This is a genomic window from Actinomadura sp. WMMB 499 (assembly GCF_008824145.1).
Classification (GTDB): domain Bacteria; phylum Actinomycetota; class Actinomycetes; order Streptosporangiales; family Streptosporangiaceae; genus Spirillospora.
The window spans coordinates 5349926-5365313 of the sequence record NZ_CP044407.1; the positions used below are offsets into that span (position 1 = coordinate 5349926).

General features: G+C 66.2%; 11 protein-coding genes and 1 pseudogene. 4 read left to right on the forward strand and 8 right to left on the reverse strand.

Features of this window, described 5'->3' with window-relative positions:
- Positions 1 to 3 precede the first annotated feature (3 nt).
- Entirely contained in the window at positions 4 to 651 is a 648-nt protein-coding gene (locus tag F7P10_RS23905) for an RNA polymerase sigma factor (RefSeq protein WP_254715983.1), read from the reverse strand.
- Positions 652 to 1028: 377 nt separating this feature from the next.
- Here F7P10_RS23905 and F7P10_RS23910 point away from each other — a divergent pair, with 377 nt between their 5' ends.
- A complete protein-coding gene (locus F7P10_RS23910) occupies positions 1029 to 1457 on the forward strand; it encodes a hypothetical protein (protein ID WP_151012412.1) in 429 nt (142 codons plus the stop codon).
- A gap of 445 nt (positions 1458 to 1902) precedes the next feature.
- Here F7P10_RS23910 and F7P10_RS23915 read toward each other — a convergent pair whose 3' ends face one another.
- From F7P10_RS23915 to F7P10_RS23940, 6 genes and pseudogenes are all read right to left on the reverse strand, one after another.
- Positions 1903 to 2232: an XRE family transcriptional regulator gene (locus tag F7P10_RS23915; RefSeq protein WP_151012414.1), complete on the reverse strand. Its 330-nt coding sequence runs from the start codon at positions 2230 to 2232 to the stop codon at positions 1903 to 1905.
- Positions 2233 to 2282: 50 nt separating this feature from the next.
- Positions 2283 to 2591: pseudogene (locus tag F7P10_RS23920) on the reverse strand (type II toxin-antitoxin system RelE/ParE family toxin); the annotation flags it as partial.
- Between the two features lie 364 nt (positions 2592 to 2955).
- On the reverse strand, positions 2956 to 4917 hold the full coding sequence (locus F7P10_RS23925; RefSeq protein WP_151012416.1) for a hypothetical protein: 1962 nt from the start codon (positions 4915 to 4917) through the stop codon (positions 2956 to 2958).
- A complete protein-coding gene (locus F7P10_RS23930; protein ID WP_151012418.1) occupies positions 4914 to 6071 on the reverse strand; it encodes a 5'-methylthioadenosine/S-adenosylhomocysteine nucleosidase in 1158 nt (385 codons plus the stop codon). Before F7P10_RS23930 ends, F7P10_RS23925 begins: the two co-directional genes overlap by 4 nt.
- Complete coding sequence (locus F7P10_RS23935; protein ID WP_151012420.1) at positions 6068 to 6802, reverse strand: NUDIX domain-containing protein; 735 nt, start codon at positions 6800 to 6802, stop codon at positions 6068 to 6070. Before F7P10_RS23935 ends, F7P10_RS23930 begins: the two co-directional genes overlap by 4 nt.
- Positions 6803 to 7032: 230 nt before the next feature.
- Positions 7033 to 10026: an AAA domain-containing protein gene (locus tag F7P10_RS23940; RefSeq protein WP_176611635.1), complete on the reverse strand. Its 2994-nt coding sequence runs from the start codon at positions 10024 to 10026 to the stop codon at positions 7033 to 7035.
- An 808-nt stretch (positions 10027 to 10834) separates the two neighbouring features.
- Between F7P10_RS23940 and F7P10_RS42655 the strand changes: the two genes are divergently transcribed.
- The 3 genes from F7P10_RS42655 to F7P10_RS23955 all read left to right on the forward strand — a co-directional run bounded on the left by F7P10_RS42655 (position 10835) and on the right by F7P10_RS23955 (position 14031).
- Positions 10835 to 11395, forward strand: coding sequence for a hypothetical protein (locus F7P10_RS42655; protein WP_254715984.1), 561 nt, complete (start codon positions 10835 to 10837; stop codon positions 11393 to 11395).
- 285 nt (positions 11396 to 11680) lie between these two features.
- Positions 11681 to 12967 carry an IS701 family transposase gene (locus tag F7P10_RS23950; protein WP_151012426.1) on the forward strand — a complete coding sequence of 429 codons (1287 nt, stop codon included), beginning with the start codon at positions 11681 to 11683 and terminating at the stop codon, positions 12965 to 12967.
- Positions 12968 to 13278: 311 nt separating this feature from the next.
- Positions 13279 to 14031: a DUF5131 family protein gene (locus F7P10_RS23955; protein ID WP_151012428.1), complete on the forward strand. Its 753-nt coding sequence runs from the start codon at positions 13279 to 13281 to the stop codon at positions 14029 to 14031.
- Here F7P10_RS23955 and F7P10_RS23960 read toward each other — a convergent pair.
- Positions 14012 to 15133: a three-Cys-motif partner protein TcmP gene (locus tag F7P10_RS23960; RefSeq protein ID WP_151012430.1), complete on the reverse strand. Its 1122-nt coding sequence runs from the start codon at positions 15131 to 15133 to the stop codon at positions 14012 to 14014. The two genes, F7P10_RS23955 and F7P10_RS23960, sit on opposite strands and share 20 nt — an antisense overlap.
- Between the last annotated feature and the right edge of the window lie 255 nt (positions 15134 to 15388).

Below are 15388 nucleotides of genomic sequence, written 5' to 3' on the forward strand. Positions count from 1 at the left end.
CCGTTAACGCCCCCTCCCACCAGGAACTGTACTGAAGTAGTTCTCCAGCTCCCTGCGCACGGCCGCCCTGGCCCGGTGCAGAAGGACCCGCTGGTTGCCGGGTGAGATCTCCAGCAAATCACAGACCTCGTCGGACCTGTACCCTTCGACGTCCCGCAGCGTGATCACCGTGCGGAGCCGGGGCGGCAGTGCGTCGAGGGCGTCCGCGATGACCCGCTGGACCTCGCCGCGGAGCGCCTGCTCCTCGGGCAGCTGCCACGGCCGCGGCTCCTGCCCCGACGCCCAGTGCCGCGGCCACTCGTCATCCTGGCCCCGGAACCGCGACGGATCCACCGTGGGCCCCGAATCCTCCGGCAGCAGGCTCGCGAACGGCAGCGTCCGGCTCTCCCGGCTGCCGCGCGCCTTGGCGGTGTTGACCATGATCCGGTACACCCAGGTCTTGAGCGACGACCGCCCCTCGAACCCGTCGATGCCGCGGATGACCGCGAGCCAGGTCTCCTGGACGACCTCTTCGGCGGAGGACTTCGTCGACACGAACGTCAGAGCGAGCCGCATCAAGCCCGGACACCAGGCGTCCAGCAGCAGAGCGAAGATCTCCTCGTCCCCTGCCCGCAACCGTTCGACGATCAGTTCATCAGGCGGCAGTTCCACCGGGCCCCTCTCCTCGCCCCGCTGACCGCCGCCGAGTCTAGAGTCGCGCCCGGGACCAAAGTCGAGGAGTAGGACTATAAGCACCGATAACGAATCGCCCAGGCCTCCCTCCGGGCCACGAGGTCCCCGGCAGGGCGCCCTTGCGTGCTCCCGGACGGCTGTAGGGCCCGCCGATCATTAAGCTCGGATGGTGCCGGCCTCGGCGCGTACCGATCAAGCGCCCTGCCGGTACTCGCCACGGCTGCATGGGGCGTCGTACTCGTGATTGTGATCCGCACGGAGCATGGGGGCCGGCATCGAGGTTCCCTATATGATCCGGTCTGGCATGTCCGGGTTCGGGGGATGTGCCTGTCCCGGACGAGCGAAGTGAGACCTGCATGCCGACGCATGAATGGACGCTGGCCGACGACCGCTATGGCAGTGGTGGTCCGCGGAAGGGCAAGAAGGCGCTCATCGTCGCCCTGGCCCTCTCGGGTGCCGTTGCCTTGTTCATCGTCCTGTACCTGCTCATTCCCGGATCGTCCGCGCAAGGCGTGCCGAAGCTCGGCCCGAAAGCCTACGAGGCCCAGGTCGATTGCCAGGCGAACAGCTCAGGCAGTTCGGGGACGGTCACGATCAGTGGCACCATCAGCGGCGACTCGTCCCGTTTCACGGTGACCGTGGAGGTGCTCGATACCGCGACGAAGCAGAGGCTCGCGGAGCAGACATTCGAGGTCCGCGGCACCACGACGTTCGGCGGCACCACTCCGGCCCAGGCGCCGGTCAGCCCGGCCGGCATCGAGTGCCGGATCACCGAAGTGCTCTGAACGCCCACATAAGGCCGCGGTCAGAAAGCAACAGTCGAACCCCGCCGTTAACTAGACACACCCGAGCACGGTTCGTCCCGCGAAAGATTGAGGACTCCACGCGCAGGGTTCCTCTGCCGGGCCCGTCTCGCCACACGTTGTACGGGAGTTCGTCGGACGCAGTGCCATCGCGGTGACCGTGCACGTCTATGCTCACACGGCCTTGGACGAGAAGCCGACGGAGTTCGGGAATGCGCTCGGCTCATGCCCGTTGCTGTCAATAGACCCGGCGCCGAGGACGGTTCTGGGCCTTTCGGCTGTTTGTGAGGTGTGGGCCAGGGCGGGGGCGAAGCGCCGACCCTTGAGAGGAGCGCCGCTGCCGTGACAGATGTCGATGTCGGGCGGTGTTCAAGGTCGGCCGTGGAAGCCATCCTGTGTCGACGTCGCCGTCATCCGGTCGATGGTGTCAAGCGACCTTGATGGAGTGGGGGCCGACGCTGACGGTGATGTCCACGTGCCCGCCGAGGGCGGTGGCGTAGGCGCGGAGGGTCTCCAGCTCCATGGCTTCAAGGTCGCCGTTCTCGATCTGGGAGACGCGGGACTGAGAGACGCCGAGGATCTGGGCGACCTCCACTTGAGTCTTACCGATGGCCATGCGGAGTTCCTTGAGGTGGTGGCCCGCGACGTAGGCGTCGAGTTCGGCGCGTGCCTGGGCTTGGCGTTCGGGGGCGGCCAGTTCAGGGTTGCGGCGGTGCGCTTCGGCTTTGATGTCCTGCCAGCGGCGTCCGGTGCCCATCGTCGGGCCTCCTTGTCCTTCGCGGCCCGGTACTCGGAGTAGCGGACCTCGGCCAGGGGGATGGCTTCGTCATACCAACGAAACCACTGACCAGCCTTGTCACCGGCCACGAGGAAGATCGCGGCTAGGTCGGGGTCGAATACGAACAGCATGCGGATCTCAGATCGCCCACGGCTGCCGGGCCGCAGCTCCTTGAGGTTCCGTAGTTCGCTGTGTTCCAGGGGGTCGACGAGGAGCCGTCCCAGCGCCGGCCCGACCGCGGCCAACCTGTCGATGGCTTGCTCGATCAAGGCGGCGGTGTCCGTCTCGGACTCGCACAGCTTGAGGGACCAGCTTTCGACCGGTTCGAGGAAGAGCACACCAATATGACCCTGGACTCATATCGATGGCCGAACGTCCGCTCTCCCGGGACATAAGCCGCCGTCAAAGATAACGCCCCGGACCGTATGGCTCCGGGGCGTTTTCGCTGGTCTGTGAGGTGGGCAGGGGCGGGGTCGAACCGCCGACCTTCCGCTTTTCAGGTCACACCGCCTGAGCGCTGTGCTGACCTGCGAAAACCCTGGTCGCTCACGAGCGAGAAGCCGATAAGCGGATTGTGTTCCCGATCAAGCTACCACGTTGCGCTACATGATGACTACCCAGCGCCTGAACTGCTCAAGCCTCTTGGTCGGGCGGCCGGAGGCGTTCACATGGACCCACCACTTAGGTAGCACACCGCCGGTCTCAGCGACCCGGCCGTCGCCGGCGTTCCTGTTCGATCCACAGCTTGCCCTCTGCTGCGATCCCCTCCATGACATGCAGCGTGTGGCTTAGGCCGGCGGCGTCCAGTGCCGTCTCCGACACTGTCGCGAGGGTTTCGTCTACCTGGAGTTCTTCCATCGCCGGAGTCAACATTTCGGCCTTGACCAGTTCTCCGTTGACGAGAGCGAGTTCGAAACTGTGGTCGCCGTCGTCGGCTTGGCGTACCCGGACGGCTGCCACGGCCTCGTAGCGGTAGTTGGTGCGCGCCCGATTGTGGAAGGTACCCCGCTCGAAGTCGAGGTCAGCAGTGAGCTGGCGGACCCCGTCCTTGGTGAGGAGGAAGAGGAGCAGGCGGTAGCGCGTGTAGCGCGGGGGACCTTGGGGGACTCGTGCGCGCCTGGTGGGTGATCCGGGCGCCTCGATGAAGGCGTGCGCGATCACGTCGCTCATGGTGAGGCCGTAGTGGCGCAGGGCATCACTCAGCAGCACCTTCCGGTCGCGGTCCAGCCAGATTGCCATCTCCGGGTCGGTCGGCTTGTCGGCGAGCTTGCACTTCCAGCGTTCAAAGGCCGCCCAGCAGCCCTCCTCGATCCGGTGTTGCTCGGCGTCGTCCGCCGCGTACCGCCGGGTCTCCGTGACGATCAGCATCCGGGCGCGGACGGCGACCACCCCGGCCACGAGCGCCAGGAGCGCGGACACAACCGCGTTCACCGGTGCCGTCCACGCCGCGCCCGCCACCGCCCAGACCGTCCCGGAGGCGAGCGCGGCGAGGCCGAGGAGGGTCGCGGCCTTAGTGCTCAGCGGGACGGCGAGGTCGTGCCGGTAGTCCCACAGCGTGCCGTTCTCCCACTGCCGGCGGACCTCGCTCACCCGGTACCGGATCAGCCAGGCGATCTGCTCGACGCTGGTGCGCTGCTCCCGGTAGACCTCGACCATCTCGTCCCTGAGGCTCTTGCGGATGGCAGCCGTGCCGTTCAGCCAGGCCGGACGGCTCGCGTTGCGGGGCACGTACCTAGCGAAGTAGTGGTCGAAGCGGTGGTCCACCTTGCCGGCGAAGCCGGAGGGACTCGCCCGGGACGGGAACTCCCGCGGTGGCCTGAACTCCCTGTCCTTCGCGTGGAGCCTTTCGGTGAGGTAATGCCATTGAGTGCCCGCGTGGACGGCCCAGAATCCCCCGCCTATGCCCAGCGCGTAGACAAGTAGCGTGAGCACCTGAAGATCCCGAAGGAGCAGGTAGCCCAGGTTGAGCGCCGCACCGGCCAAGACGACCCCGCCGCAGACGGCCCGGCTCCGCGTGCCGGCCGGGATCACCCGCGGTCGGACTGGAAGGAACCGGGGGGCGACGGGGGTGGGATGGAAGTACTTCCAGACGCGTTCGCTGCGGTTGTCCGCCATCTGCTCTTCCCGCGCCTCGTCCAGGGCACGGTCCCAGACCTCGTTCTTCAACGGCCCTTCGAGGAACAGTTCGAGGTGCCGGAGGATCATGCCGCGCTGAGGTTCGGCGAGATTGTCGAAGTCCTTCAGCAGCGGTCTGAGGTCGGTGGTGGGTTGCGCGGTGGCGTCCATGAGCCGCAGTACGGTCTTCGCCCCGTCCGCCCAGGCGTCCCCGCTGCTCAGGCGGCAGAAGGACGGCGCCTGCCGCAGTGCTGCGGCGTCCGCCTCCGGCATCTCGTTCCACGCCCTCCCGCTGACGAGGGCGAGTTGCCAGTGGAAGCACACCCTGTTGCCAGTGAGACCGGCCATCACGGCCTCGCCGATGACTTCCCGGGCTTTGCCCGGTTGGCCGCCGTCGAGCAGCCTTACACCGATCTCGAACCTCTCCGTGGGTGAGGCAGTCGGTGGAGTCGAATAGATCGTGACGTCGCCATGGACGACTCCCGCCTGGATCCCCACATGGGAGTCGTCGTCGGCGTAGTTGAGCGTGGCCGCCTCCGGCCCGGTCATGACAGATCCTGGACGAGGCCGAGAACGCTCGCCACCTCGGCCGCCAGGGCGGCGACGTCCGCGACGAGCCCGCGCGCCTTCTTCAGCGCGAGCGTCACCGCGCCCGTGTCCCGAGGGGTCGCGTGCAGGGCTTCGCGGGCGTCGTCGAGTTCGGCGCGCGTAGCGCGGTACGTGTCCTCGTCGATGACTCCCGCGTCGCGCGCCTGCTGGAGTCGGGTGGTGAGGTCCCCGAGCGCCGCCGATGGGTCCGACTGCGCGGCCGTGTCGGTTGACTGATGGACGCCGCCGTGCACGTGGCCGGCCTGGACGCCCACTCTTGCGTTGTCCTTGGCGATGTTGCGGACCGTGTCTTCCATCCGTCGGCTCCCCGTCGTTCCGGTCGTCTCGGGCCGTTGGTGGTTTGCTTCGTCCGTCGTAAGGCTCTCCGCCAATGCGGCGGTAAAGGCAGCGGCGTTGCCCACCGCCCGCGGCTGCCAGCGCTCGCGGTCGGTGACCTCCTTGGTGCCGTCGGCCCGGTCGCTGACGCCCCGAACCACGACCACCGGGAGCGACCTGTTCAGGTGCGCGGCCTGTGCGACTCCGGCCCCCTCCATCTCGACCGCGAGCGCGTCGTTGTAGTGCCGCCGAATCCACTCGGCGTGCCCCGAGATGCTGGAGTTGAGCACCACCTCGCCGGCGGCGATGGGCCCGAAGTGCACTTCGGGCCGGTGGTGCTTCGCGTGCTCGCTCGCCGTCCAGGCGCGCTCGCGGGCGACGTGCCGGGCGATCTGGTCGGCGCCGTGGGAGACCTCCCAGACCCGGGGGCGGCTCTTGAAACCGTCGTCCTCGCTGGTCCCGCCGTGGAAAGCGTAGACATGGGTCGCCACGACGACGTCGCCGAGAGCGATGTGGGAATGCAGGGCTCCCGCTACCCCCACGAACAGCAGGGCGGTCGGGGAGAATTCGTGGATGGCGCGTTCGGCCAGGACCGCTGCGGACTGGTTCCCCTTGCCGACGAGCCCGAGCGCGATCCGGCAGCGACCTCCCTCAAGCCGGCCGACTTCGAAACGGGTGCCCTGCGCGTGCCGGTGCAACCGCGGGTCGCGCAGCTTCTCTCGGACGGCGTCGTACTCGACGTCCAGTGCCGTGAGCACGACGATCGTGCTGCCACTCATCCTTCTGGACCCCTCGTGTCGGGAGGTTCGGTCGGCCGGACCATGGGCGGATAGAGGTCCTTGCGCGGGCCGGCCTTGAACAGCCGAGCAGGCCGTCCGGTCGTGACCTTGCGATCGGTGTCCGCCGCGCTGATGAAGCCGCTGGACTTCTGGACCTTGCGATAGAAATTGCGGGGTTCGAGCGGCATCCCCCAGACCGCCTCGTAGACCCGCTGAAGGTCGGTGATCGTGAACGTCGGTCCGCAGAACGCCGTTGCCAAGGACGATCGCTCGAGCTTGGCTCGGGCGCGCTCGACGCCGTCCGCAACGATTTTCCGATGATCGAAGGCCAGCTCCAACTCCCCGCAGAGCACCTGATCCGTGCGCTGCCAGCGGGCGCCTGCCGCGTCCGTGCCTGCGGTCGGCTCCGGAAGCCCAGGGGCGATCGCCAGGTAAGCGACGGACACTACTCGCCCGCGTGGATCACGTCCTGGGGTGCCGTAAAAGTCCAGATGCTCCAGATGCAGCGTCTCCTCGTCCATGGCGGCCTCCTCCGCCAGTTCACGATGAGCGGCGGCGGTGAGGTCCTCCTCCGCGTGACTCAGAAAGCCTCCCGGCAACGCCCAGGCGCCCTTGTACGGTTCGACGCCACGCTCCACCAGCAGGACGTGCAGGTGCGAAGCGTGCAGCGTCAAGATCACCACGTCGACCGCGACCATCACGGGCGGCGGTGTCCAGTTGTCGTCGGTCATGTGGCGAGAGTAGCTTTTTGTCAGTTAGACAAAAAGGGCTTTCGGGGTGGCGCACCGGCTACTGCTCTATGGCGGATCAGCAATGCTCGTTGGGAGCGGTGTGAGGTGGACCGGCTGGTCGACCCGGTTGCCCGCCCGTCGGTGCGCTACCCGCATCAAACGACTCGTTTGCTTCACCGTCCTGGGACTCGCGGTGATCCCACGAGGCAAGCACCTTGAGGGCGGGAGCTTCATGTGTCCTTGGGAAGCCAGCGGCTCAGGCGGGCCCGCGGCACGCTTGCCGCGACGTGCCAGAGCTCGTGCCTCGGGTCCCACCTCGCCTGCACGAGATGCTTGGCCTCGTCCTTCTCGTCGTATGGCACGCGGAGATAGAGGCGGCCGTCGACCACGTCGCCGGGGGAGATCCCATTCGCGGGTGCCGCCTTCGCGGACCGAGGGGGCCCCGGGCGCCAAGTACGGGCGGGCCGGTCCATCCGGGCGCGGTCGACGATGTGCCGGACGCGTTCGCAGGCCGTCGGGTCGGTGATCCGCATCATCAGGTCGGTCGAGCCGCTGTGGGCCAGCAGGTTCAGGGAGCCGTGCCAAAGGACGGTGTCGTCGATGATCAGGACCTTTTCGTGCATGCGCTCGCGAGCCTCGATCTGGCAGCCTGCCGACCGCAGTGTCGCGACGAGGTCGGCATCCTTTGTGTCGGGTTCGTGCTGCCGGGTGTAAACGGTGACACGCGTACCGGCGGCGATCCGCGGTTCGAGACGCCGGAGCCAGTACCGCACCGGGTTCGCGGCCAGGAAGGCGCAGTAGATGTCGATGCTACGGCGGGCGCGCGTGATGTCCCATTCGACGGCGCGGGAGACCTCGTCGGCGGGGAAGAACGCGGGCCGTGCCAGTTCTTCGGGGGCCAGGCCGCCCAGGTCGGCGGCGCTGCGGACCGGGACGAGCTCCTCGACCGGGATCCGCTGTGCTTGCTTCTCGAAGTATCCGAGCATCCGGGCGGCCTCGCTCGTGGGGCTGAGCCCGCGGTGCATGAACGCGGTGTTGGCGACCAGAACGAGATGGTCCTGCGCGCGGCTCAGCGCGACGTTCAGCAGCCGGCAGGTGGCCGAGGACAGCCCGCTGCCCTCGTAGAAGAAGCCGAGCCGGTCGCCGGCTCCCGCAACGGTATCGATCACCACGAGCGGGCGCTGGCTTCCCTGGAAGCGGTGGACGGTGTCCACCACACCTTCGTAGGTCTCGCCGAAGCGGTGGGTCAGGCTCGTGTTCAGTGCCTTCTTCTGGTTCTTGTAGGGACAGATGACGGCGAGCCGGTCGGCCGGTCCTTCGCCTTCAGCGAGCCCGGTGTGCTTTCGGGCGGCCAGAACCGTGTCGTACTGCAACCCCCGGATCAACTCGTGGATCACGGCTTCGTGGACGGCGTTGACGGTGTGGGCGTTCCTTCTTCCCCGATCCGGGACCCGACTGGAGGTGTCGATGAGCACCAGCGGGCTGTCGATCAGGGGCGAAGGCGGCAGTCGCGTCCCCTCCTGGCGGCCGGTCAGCAGCGGCGCGTCCGGATAGGCGACCTCGTTCACCACCGCGCAGATCGCCCGGCGCATGCGGTACTGCTCGTTGAGCGCGACCATCCTGGGGTCGCCAACGCGGGCGCCGCCCTGCGAGTCGACGAGCCCGGCGGCGTGGAACGCGTCCCGGTCCATCCACAGCCGCGAGTGCTCGATGTCCTGCGCCGACGCCTTACGATTGTTCGAACCGCGTGTGACGGCGGGCAACTGCCGGAAGTCACCGGCCAGAACGACCCGCTTGCGGGCCAGGCCCGCCGCGTACCAGGCGGACGGCAGGTTCACCATGCCCGCTTCGTCGATGATCACCACATCGACCTCGTCCAGCAGCCGGCGGGTCTGAACCGCCTTGGACACGGTCGTGCCCAGCACTCGGCAGCGGCTACGCACGGTTTCCGCGATCTTCTGGCGCTGCTTCTGCAGGTCGTCGAGTTGCTGCTGTAGTCGGCCGGCGTCCTCGCGCAGCCGCGCGACCGGAGGGAGCCCCTGCACCCGGGCCAGGATGCCCGGCAAGGCCGAGTCGATGGCGGCCAGTTCGGATTCGCAACGCTGATGGTCCGCCCGAGTGACTCCAAGCCGCTGTTGGCCGGTCTCCCAGGCATGGCGATGCTGATACAGCTCGTTGTCGAGCGCGTCCAGCTTCGCCTGCTTGCGTCCGGCAAACATCCCGGAAGGGATCCCGATGTGGGCCATCTCCCCCTTGACCCGCGCGATCTGCCCGGCGGCAGCGTTCACCTCAGTTTCGGCGTCGAGGACGGACTGACCGGCGGCCGCCAGCTGCCGCCCGAGTTCAATGCGCTCGGTGGTGGCACGCGCCGCATCCTCGTGGCGGGCGATGTCCTTGCGTACCCCGGTGAGTTCCGTCGTGACCCGCGTGATCTCGGCGTCCAGTTCGCTCCCCAGCCTGTCGGCGATGCGGCTCCGGTCGATCTGCTCCCCGTACTTCGCGGCGAGTGACGGGACGGCGATGTCCCCGGCGCGCTGCACCAGCCCCGACTTGAACTGAGGTTCCCGGGCCAGCAGGTCGCACATCCGCAGCAGCGCCTGGTCGACCGCGACGTGCGTGGGCGCCAGAAAGAGCACGCGCAGGCCCTGCCGATAGCAGCCCTCCACGATGCTCGCGACCACTTCGGTCTTCCCAGTGCCCGGCGGCCCCCAGACGAAGGTCAGCTCGCTGTCGAGCGCCCGTTCCACGGCCTGCCGCTGCCGGGTGTTCAGCTGGCGGTTCCCATACCCCGGGACGAAGCGTTCCGTGTCGGCACACCGGCCCATCTTCGGTTTGCCCTGCCCGACCAGCCACCCCGCAGCGGTGAGGTTCGTCGCCGGTGTGCCGGGGCCCATCTGCTCCAGCCTCTCGGTCAGCGCCACCAGACCCGCGGTGTCGTCCTCGACCAGTTGAGCATTCGCGGGCTCGGTCCCCAGGTCCGCGTCGGTGGTCACCCGAATCTTGCCGTCCGGGGACCGCGTCGCCTCGGCGCGCTCCCACGGGCCGCGAGACCGCGACATCCGGATCAGCAGGTCTTTGCTGCCGAAGGCTTCTTTCCACCCCTTGCAGGAGAACAGATACTCCCGCTCGGAGCCGGACTGTCGAACGATTCGACCGTCACGCAGTGACACCTTCTCTGCATTCGTCATGTCGTCGTGCAGGATCGCTGCGATCTCCAGCTGCACCGCACGGTGCAAATGGGCTACGGGGTACGGCCCGGGTTGCCTCTCCGTCATCGATTCCTTCCCGAACACCGTGGAACGTGTCGAGCGCGACCGAACCGCGCCTTGTCGTGAGCTTAGAAGGGGCCGCCCGGCCCGACGTGCGCTCGCTGTCGCCGCGGCCCGTGGAACGTCATCGGTCTGTGCGATGGATGGCGGACGTGCTTGTGCATGCGCGTCTCCGGGCGATCGGTAATGGTCGGACCGATATCTGAGAAAGAGCCCAACGATACCCCCTGTACATGAGTCTTTGCTCGGTGTCGAACCGTTTGCAGTGTGCCAGAAGTGGAGCTTCATGCCGATGTCCTGACCGTGAGTTGACCTTGTGTCGAATGGGTGGTCCCGGTTTCATCGGTCGAGGACGGTCGGTGATCAAGCTCCGGTCGAGTGAGCCTGTCCCTGGGCGTCGTGGAGGGGAGCGGGTCGCGAGCGGCCAGGGCGCAATGCCACTTAGTACGGCAGCCCGAGATCGTGATCGGTGCCAAGAGGACGGCTCGTAACGCAGGACAGCCGCCCGGTGATCATGATGTGTGACGATCAACGATCTCGGGGCGGCTGCCGCTGCCATGGTAGAGGCTGACGCCGCCAATGAGGTTTTCCCAGCGAGCTTGATTCGGGCACCAGGGATTTAAGTGGCCGCAACAGGCAGGATCGGGCAGACTCGCGGACACGGCGACATGTTCGGAAGCAAGCGTGGCGCCCCCGGTAGAAGAGGTTTCACCACAAATCCTCGTCTGCCACCGAAAGGCGCCACGTGGTCACCTATCCTGCCATGCTCGACGTCCCACGCGAACTGATCCGCTTCGTCGCCGGACTGCTGCACGCCGAACGCCGCGCCCGCGGGACCAGGAAGGGCACACGTGCCCTGACCTGCTGGAAGCAGGCCGTGTACGTGATCCCGTGGTTCCGGGACAAGCCGAACATCACCCGCCACGGTCTGGCGTTCGGGCTGTCGCAGTCGACCGCATACCACTACCTCCACGAGGCCGTCGACGTCCTGGCCGACCGCGCCCCGGACCTGCACCAGGCCCTGGACAAGGCCGTCGCCGACGGGCTGCCGCACCTGGAGATGGACGGCAAGATCTTCGCGGCCGACCGGTGCCGCGCCAAGACCATCAGCGTGCAGGGCGAAACGATCGACGCCTGGTTCTCCGGGAAGACCGGAGGCTTCGGCGGCAACGTCCAGATCCTGGGCGAACCGGACGGCTTCCCGATCTGGTTCAGCGACGTCCTGCCCGGCGGAACCGTCGACATCGAAGCGGCCCGCGAACTGGTCCTCCCGACCGTGTACCCCTACGCCAAGACGATGCCGGTCCTGGCCGACCCCGGCTAACAAGGCGCAGGTCACGGCATCATCGTCCCCTTCAAGAACCCCGCCGGCGGCAACGTCCTGGCGGTCGACAACCGCTGCCGCAACCGCCTGCAGCGCTTCCTGCGCTGCCGCGGCGAACGCGGCTTCGCCCTGCTCACCGAACGCTGGACCGCACTCAAGCACACCACTCTCAGCCCTGGCAGAATCGGCGACCTCGTCCGCGCAGCCCACGTTCTCACGCTCTTCGAGTACCGCAGGATCAACTAAAGTCGCTGAGAAAACCTCAATGGGTGTCTGGATGACTTGATGGCCTTGATGGCGGGGTGTTTCCGCAGGTGGGAACCTCGCGTCTCGGCTCGGAAGTACGTGCGGGCGTTGATGAGCGACCTGCCGCGTAAGAACTGCTGGACGATCGCCGAGCACGCCGGCCACCCCACGCCCGGCAGGATGCAGCACCTGCTCGAGCACGCGAGATGGGACACCATGGCCGCGATGGCGGCCGTGCGCGCTTTCGTGTGCGAGCACCTCGACGACGGCGACGCCGTGGCGATCCTGGACGAGTCCGGGCAGGAGAAGAAGGGCAGCGGCACCGTCGGCGTCGAACGCCAGTACGTGGGCTGCGCGGGCCGGATCTCCAACGCCGTCAACGTCGTGTACTGCAGTTTCGCCACCACTGCCGGGCATGCGCTGGTCGGCGCCCGCCCCTACCTGCCGGCCGACTGGGCCGCCGACCCCGACCGGCGGGCCCGCGCCCGGGTGCCCGCCGGCACGGTGTTCGCGACCAAGCCGGAACTGGGCCGCCGAATCCTGGCCGATCTGCACGCCGAGGGCCGGCTGCCCGGCTGGGTGACCGGCGACGAGGTCTACGGCGCCGACCCCGGCCTGCGCACCTGGCTGGAGGACACCGGCACCGGCTACGTTCTGGCGATCTCCAAGTCCACACCGGTCGCCCTGAACCCCGCCACCGTGGTCCGCGCCGACGCGGTGCTCAAGACGCTGATCGCCTCGGACTGGGTCATCGATTCGTGCGGGGCGGGCTCCAAGGGCGAACGCCGCTACGCCTGGGCCTGGGCGGGCACCGCCGACCCCCGCCGCAACCTGCTCATCCGCCGCAACCTGATCCCCAACGCCAAAAGCGTCCGCGAGGTGGCGTTCTACCTGTGCTTCGCCCCCGAAGGGCGGCCGGTCACGCTGCGGACCCTGGTCAGGGTGGCCGGACGCCGATGGCCCGTCGAGGAGGACTTCCAGACCGGCAAGGACGCCTTCGGGCTCGACCACTCCCAGGTCCGCACCCATCCCGCGCTCCTGCGGCACCTCGTTCTCGCCATGGCCGCCCTGGCCGTCTGCTCCGTCACCGCCGCCCACGCCCGCACCACCACCGGCCCGCCGCCGTCACCGACGGGCCCCGGCGATGTCCCGCCCGTCGATCACGGACTGATCGGCCTGACCGTTGTCGAGGTGAAACGCCTGGTCAACCTCTTCAACCGTCAGTGGCACGGCATCGGGCATCATCTGCGCTGGCATATCTGGCGGCGACGTCACCAAGCCCGCGCCCGCTGGTTCCACCAGCGAACCCGTCTCAACCGACGATGACGAGATCACGATCTCGGACTGCCGTACTAGCCAGGTCGCCGAGTCGGCTGGCCAGAGTGTCGAGGTGCTGCTACGCGTCTACGCGAAGTGCATCGAAGGTCAGGACGAAACGGCCAAACGCCGCATCAAGGAAGCCCTGAGGTAGAAGGTCGGCCGTGGTGCCCCGTGAAGCGGCGGACACCACGGCCATCTTTGAGCTTCTGTCTGCACGGAAGCCCCACATGCACCAAGATGGAATAACTTAGTGACCCTCTGTAGTCGAAATTATGTTCGAAAAGCTGTAGCTTGACGGGTAGTCGAAGGAGGTTGGCATGGGTGATCGCAGCGCGATCGAATGGACCGAGACCACGTGGAATCCAACCACGGGCTGTGACCAAGTTACACGAGGTTGTGATAACTGCTACGCATTGGTGCTCGCGAAGCGCCTGAAGGCTATGGGGCAGGAGCGTTATCAGAATGATGGGGATTCGAGGACGAGTGGACCAGGTTTTGGTGTGACATGCCACCCTGACCTGCTCGCAGTTCCGTACTCTTGGAAAAAGTCGAGACTCGTCTTCGTGAACTCGATGAGCGATTTGTTTCATGCTCGCGTGCCGTTGAATTTTGTCCAGCAAGTATTTGAGGTAATGGCTGGAACGCCTCAACATACTTACCAGATTCTAACCAAACGTGCGCTGCGACTGAAGCGCGTTGCTGCAGAACTTCCTTGGCCGCCGAACGTCTGGGTGGGAGTCTCTGTGGAAGATGCAGATGTCATGCACCGCGTTGAATCTCTACGTGCGGTCCCTGCTGCAGTGCGTTTCCTGTCTTGTGAACCGCTGTTGGGGCCGCTCGATAACCTATCCCTAGAGGATATCCACTGGGTGATCGCTGGTGGCGAGAGTGGCAGGAATGCTCGCCCGGTGAATCCTGCTTGGGTGCAGGGCTTGCGTGACCAGTGCTTTGACGCAGGGGTCTCGTTCTTCTTTAAGCAATGGGGAGGGCGTACCCCCAAAGCCGGTGGACGAGAGTTGGACGGCCGGACGTGGGACCAGATGCCGGCCGTTAGCTCGGTGGCGAGCTAGGAAAATCGATAGTTACGCCCTTCGCAAACTGTTTCCTCCCCATGGGGCGGTTGACCTTGATGGCTCCTTCGCGCTCCAGTTTGCGAAGAACGGGACGAACGTGAGTCTCGCGATAGGGTGTACGGAGAAGGGTGTACCACTCCATCTCTTCTGCCGAAATGTTGCTCTTGCCAGTGTAATGAAGCATGAACTCGCGGCGAAGGGGCCTTAGGTCCGGTTCTGGAGTGAAGAGAACATCTTGACCGTCGAGGCGATCGGAGAACGTGTAGCCCCCACCGGGATCTATTTTCCACATCGCATTCTTCATCAGCTTGACGCCCTTCGGGTGTCGTGTGCCGTGGAAGAGGTAGTATCCAATGTTGCCGGTGCTGTTGATCATCGCGAAGGACTGTACGTAATCGAGGCCAATACGGTCTTGCAATTGTTTGCCGTACACGGCGCGTAGATGCTCCACGCGGTCGGCTTCGCGTGAGTGGCCATTTAGTACATCTCGCACATCCATGCCAAAGAGACTCCTCATCGCTGCCTCTTGGCTATCTCGCTCGATGAAGCGCTGGACGTGGCCCACCATAAAGTTTACGAAGACTTCTGTACGTGGGTAAGAGAGCAGCTCGGCAAGCAGATCCATAGGAAGTCCGCTGTAGCCGAACGGGTCGACGAACGCGAAGGTTGGTGCGAGGTTAGCCTTCTGCTCGCGTAGGTAACCGAGGATGGCGTTGGCCGTGGCATCGAATTTGGCGTTAATTACGCTGACTTTTACGTTGGCCGGCCATGGCGCGCGGGAAGTTTTGAAACTATCGATCTCCCACTCAAGTGATGTCGCGTTGTCCTCGTTGGCCTCGATGAACATGAAGACGAACTCTCGATGCATCATCTGAGGGAAGTAGTGGTGATCGATAAGCCGTTGGAGGGCAACGAGGGGAGAGCCTTCTGTCCCGTCGTTGTAGCGGCCGCGTCCGGCAAAGCCATCTAGGAAGAGGACGCGCCCGTTCCACGATGAGAGGATCGGATACCAGCCATCGAGATAGGACGCAAGCATGTCGTGCTTTGACTTGGTGTGCGGTGGGCAGTCCCACTTCGACGGATCGGCATCGCTCACCATGGTCACTCCTCCCTGTGTCCTGCTTGGGTGAGTATTTCACGATGCGCATGATCATGACGGCGAATAGTGACCGGAGTCGGACGCTCTGATGCCGGGGCGCGTCTGTTCCCTTCGGCGCGTATTCGGCACAGGCGGTCGCTGAGGGCCGGTGACGGTCAGACATGGCCGGACACAGACGAGAGAAGCGCCCGGACCTGTTCTTGCAGGTCGGACGCTTCTTTGCGGTGCTTGATCAGGTGGGCAGGGGCGGGGGCG

Excerpts from the sequence above, each read along its gene's own strand:
- F7P10_RS23955 (WP_151012428.1), top strand. The coding sequence starts at position 13,279 with ATGGGTGATCGCAGCGCGATCGAATGGACCGAGACCACGTGGAATCCA.
- F7P10_RS23960 (WP_151012430.1), bottom strand. The coding sequence starts at position 15,133 with ATGGTGAGCGATGCCGATCCGTCGAAGTGGGACTGCCCACCGCACACC.
- F7P10_RS23935 (WP_151012420.1), bottom strand. The coding sequence starts at position 6,802 with ATGACCGACGACAACTGGACACCGCCGCCCGTGATGGTCGCGGTCGAC.
- F7P10_RS23910 (WP_151012412.1), top strand. The coding sequence starts at position 1,029 with ATGCCGACGCATGAATGGACGCTGGCCGACGACCGCTATGGCAGTGGT.
- F7P10_RS23950 (WP_151012426.1), top strand. The coding sequence starts at position 11,681 with ATGGCCTTGATGGCGGGGTGTTTCCGCAGGTGGGAACCTCGCGTCTCG.
- F7P10_RS23930 (WP_151012418.1), bottom strand. The coding sequence starts at position 6,071 with ATGAGTGGCAGCACGATCGTCGTGCTCACGGCACTGGACGTCGAGTAC.
- F7P10_RS42655 (WP_254715984.1), top strand. The coding sequence starts at position 10,835 with ATGCTCGACGTCCCACGCGAACTGATCCGCTTCGTCGCCGGACTGCTG.
- F7P10_RS23915 (WP_151012414.1), bottom strand. The coding sequence starts at position 2,232 with ATGGGCACCGGACGCCGCTGGCAGGACATCAAAGCCGAAGCGCACCGC.
- F7P10_RS23925 (WP_151012416.1), bottom strand. The coding sequence starts at position 4,917 with ATGACCGGGCCGGAGGCGGCCACGCTCAACTACGCCGACGACGACTCC.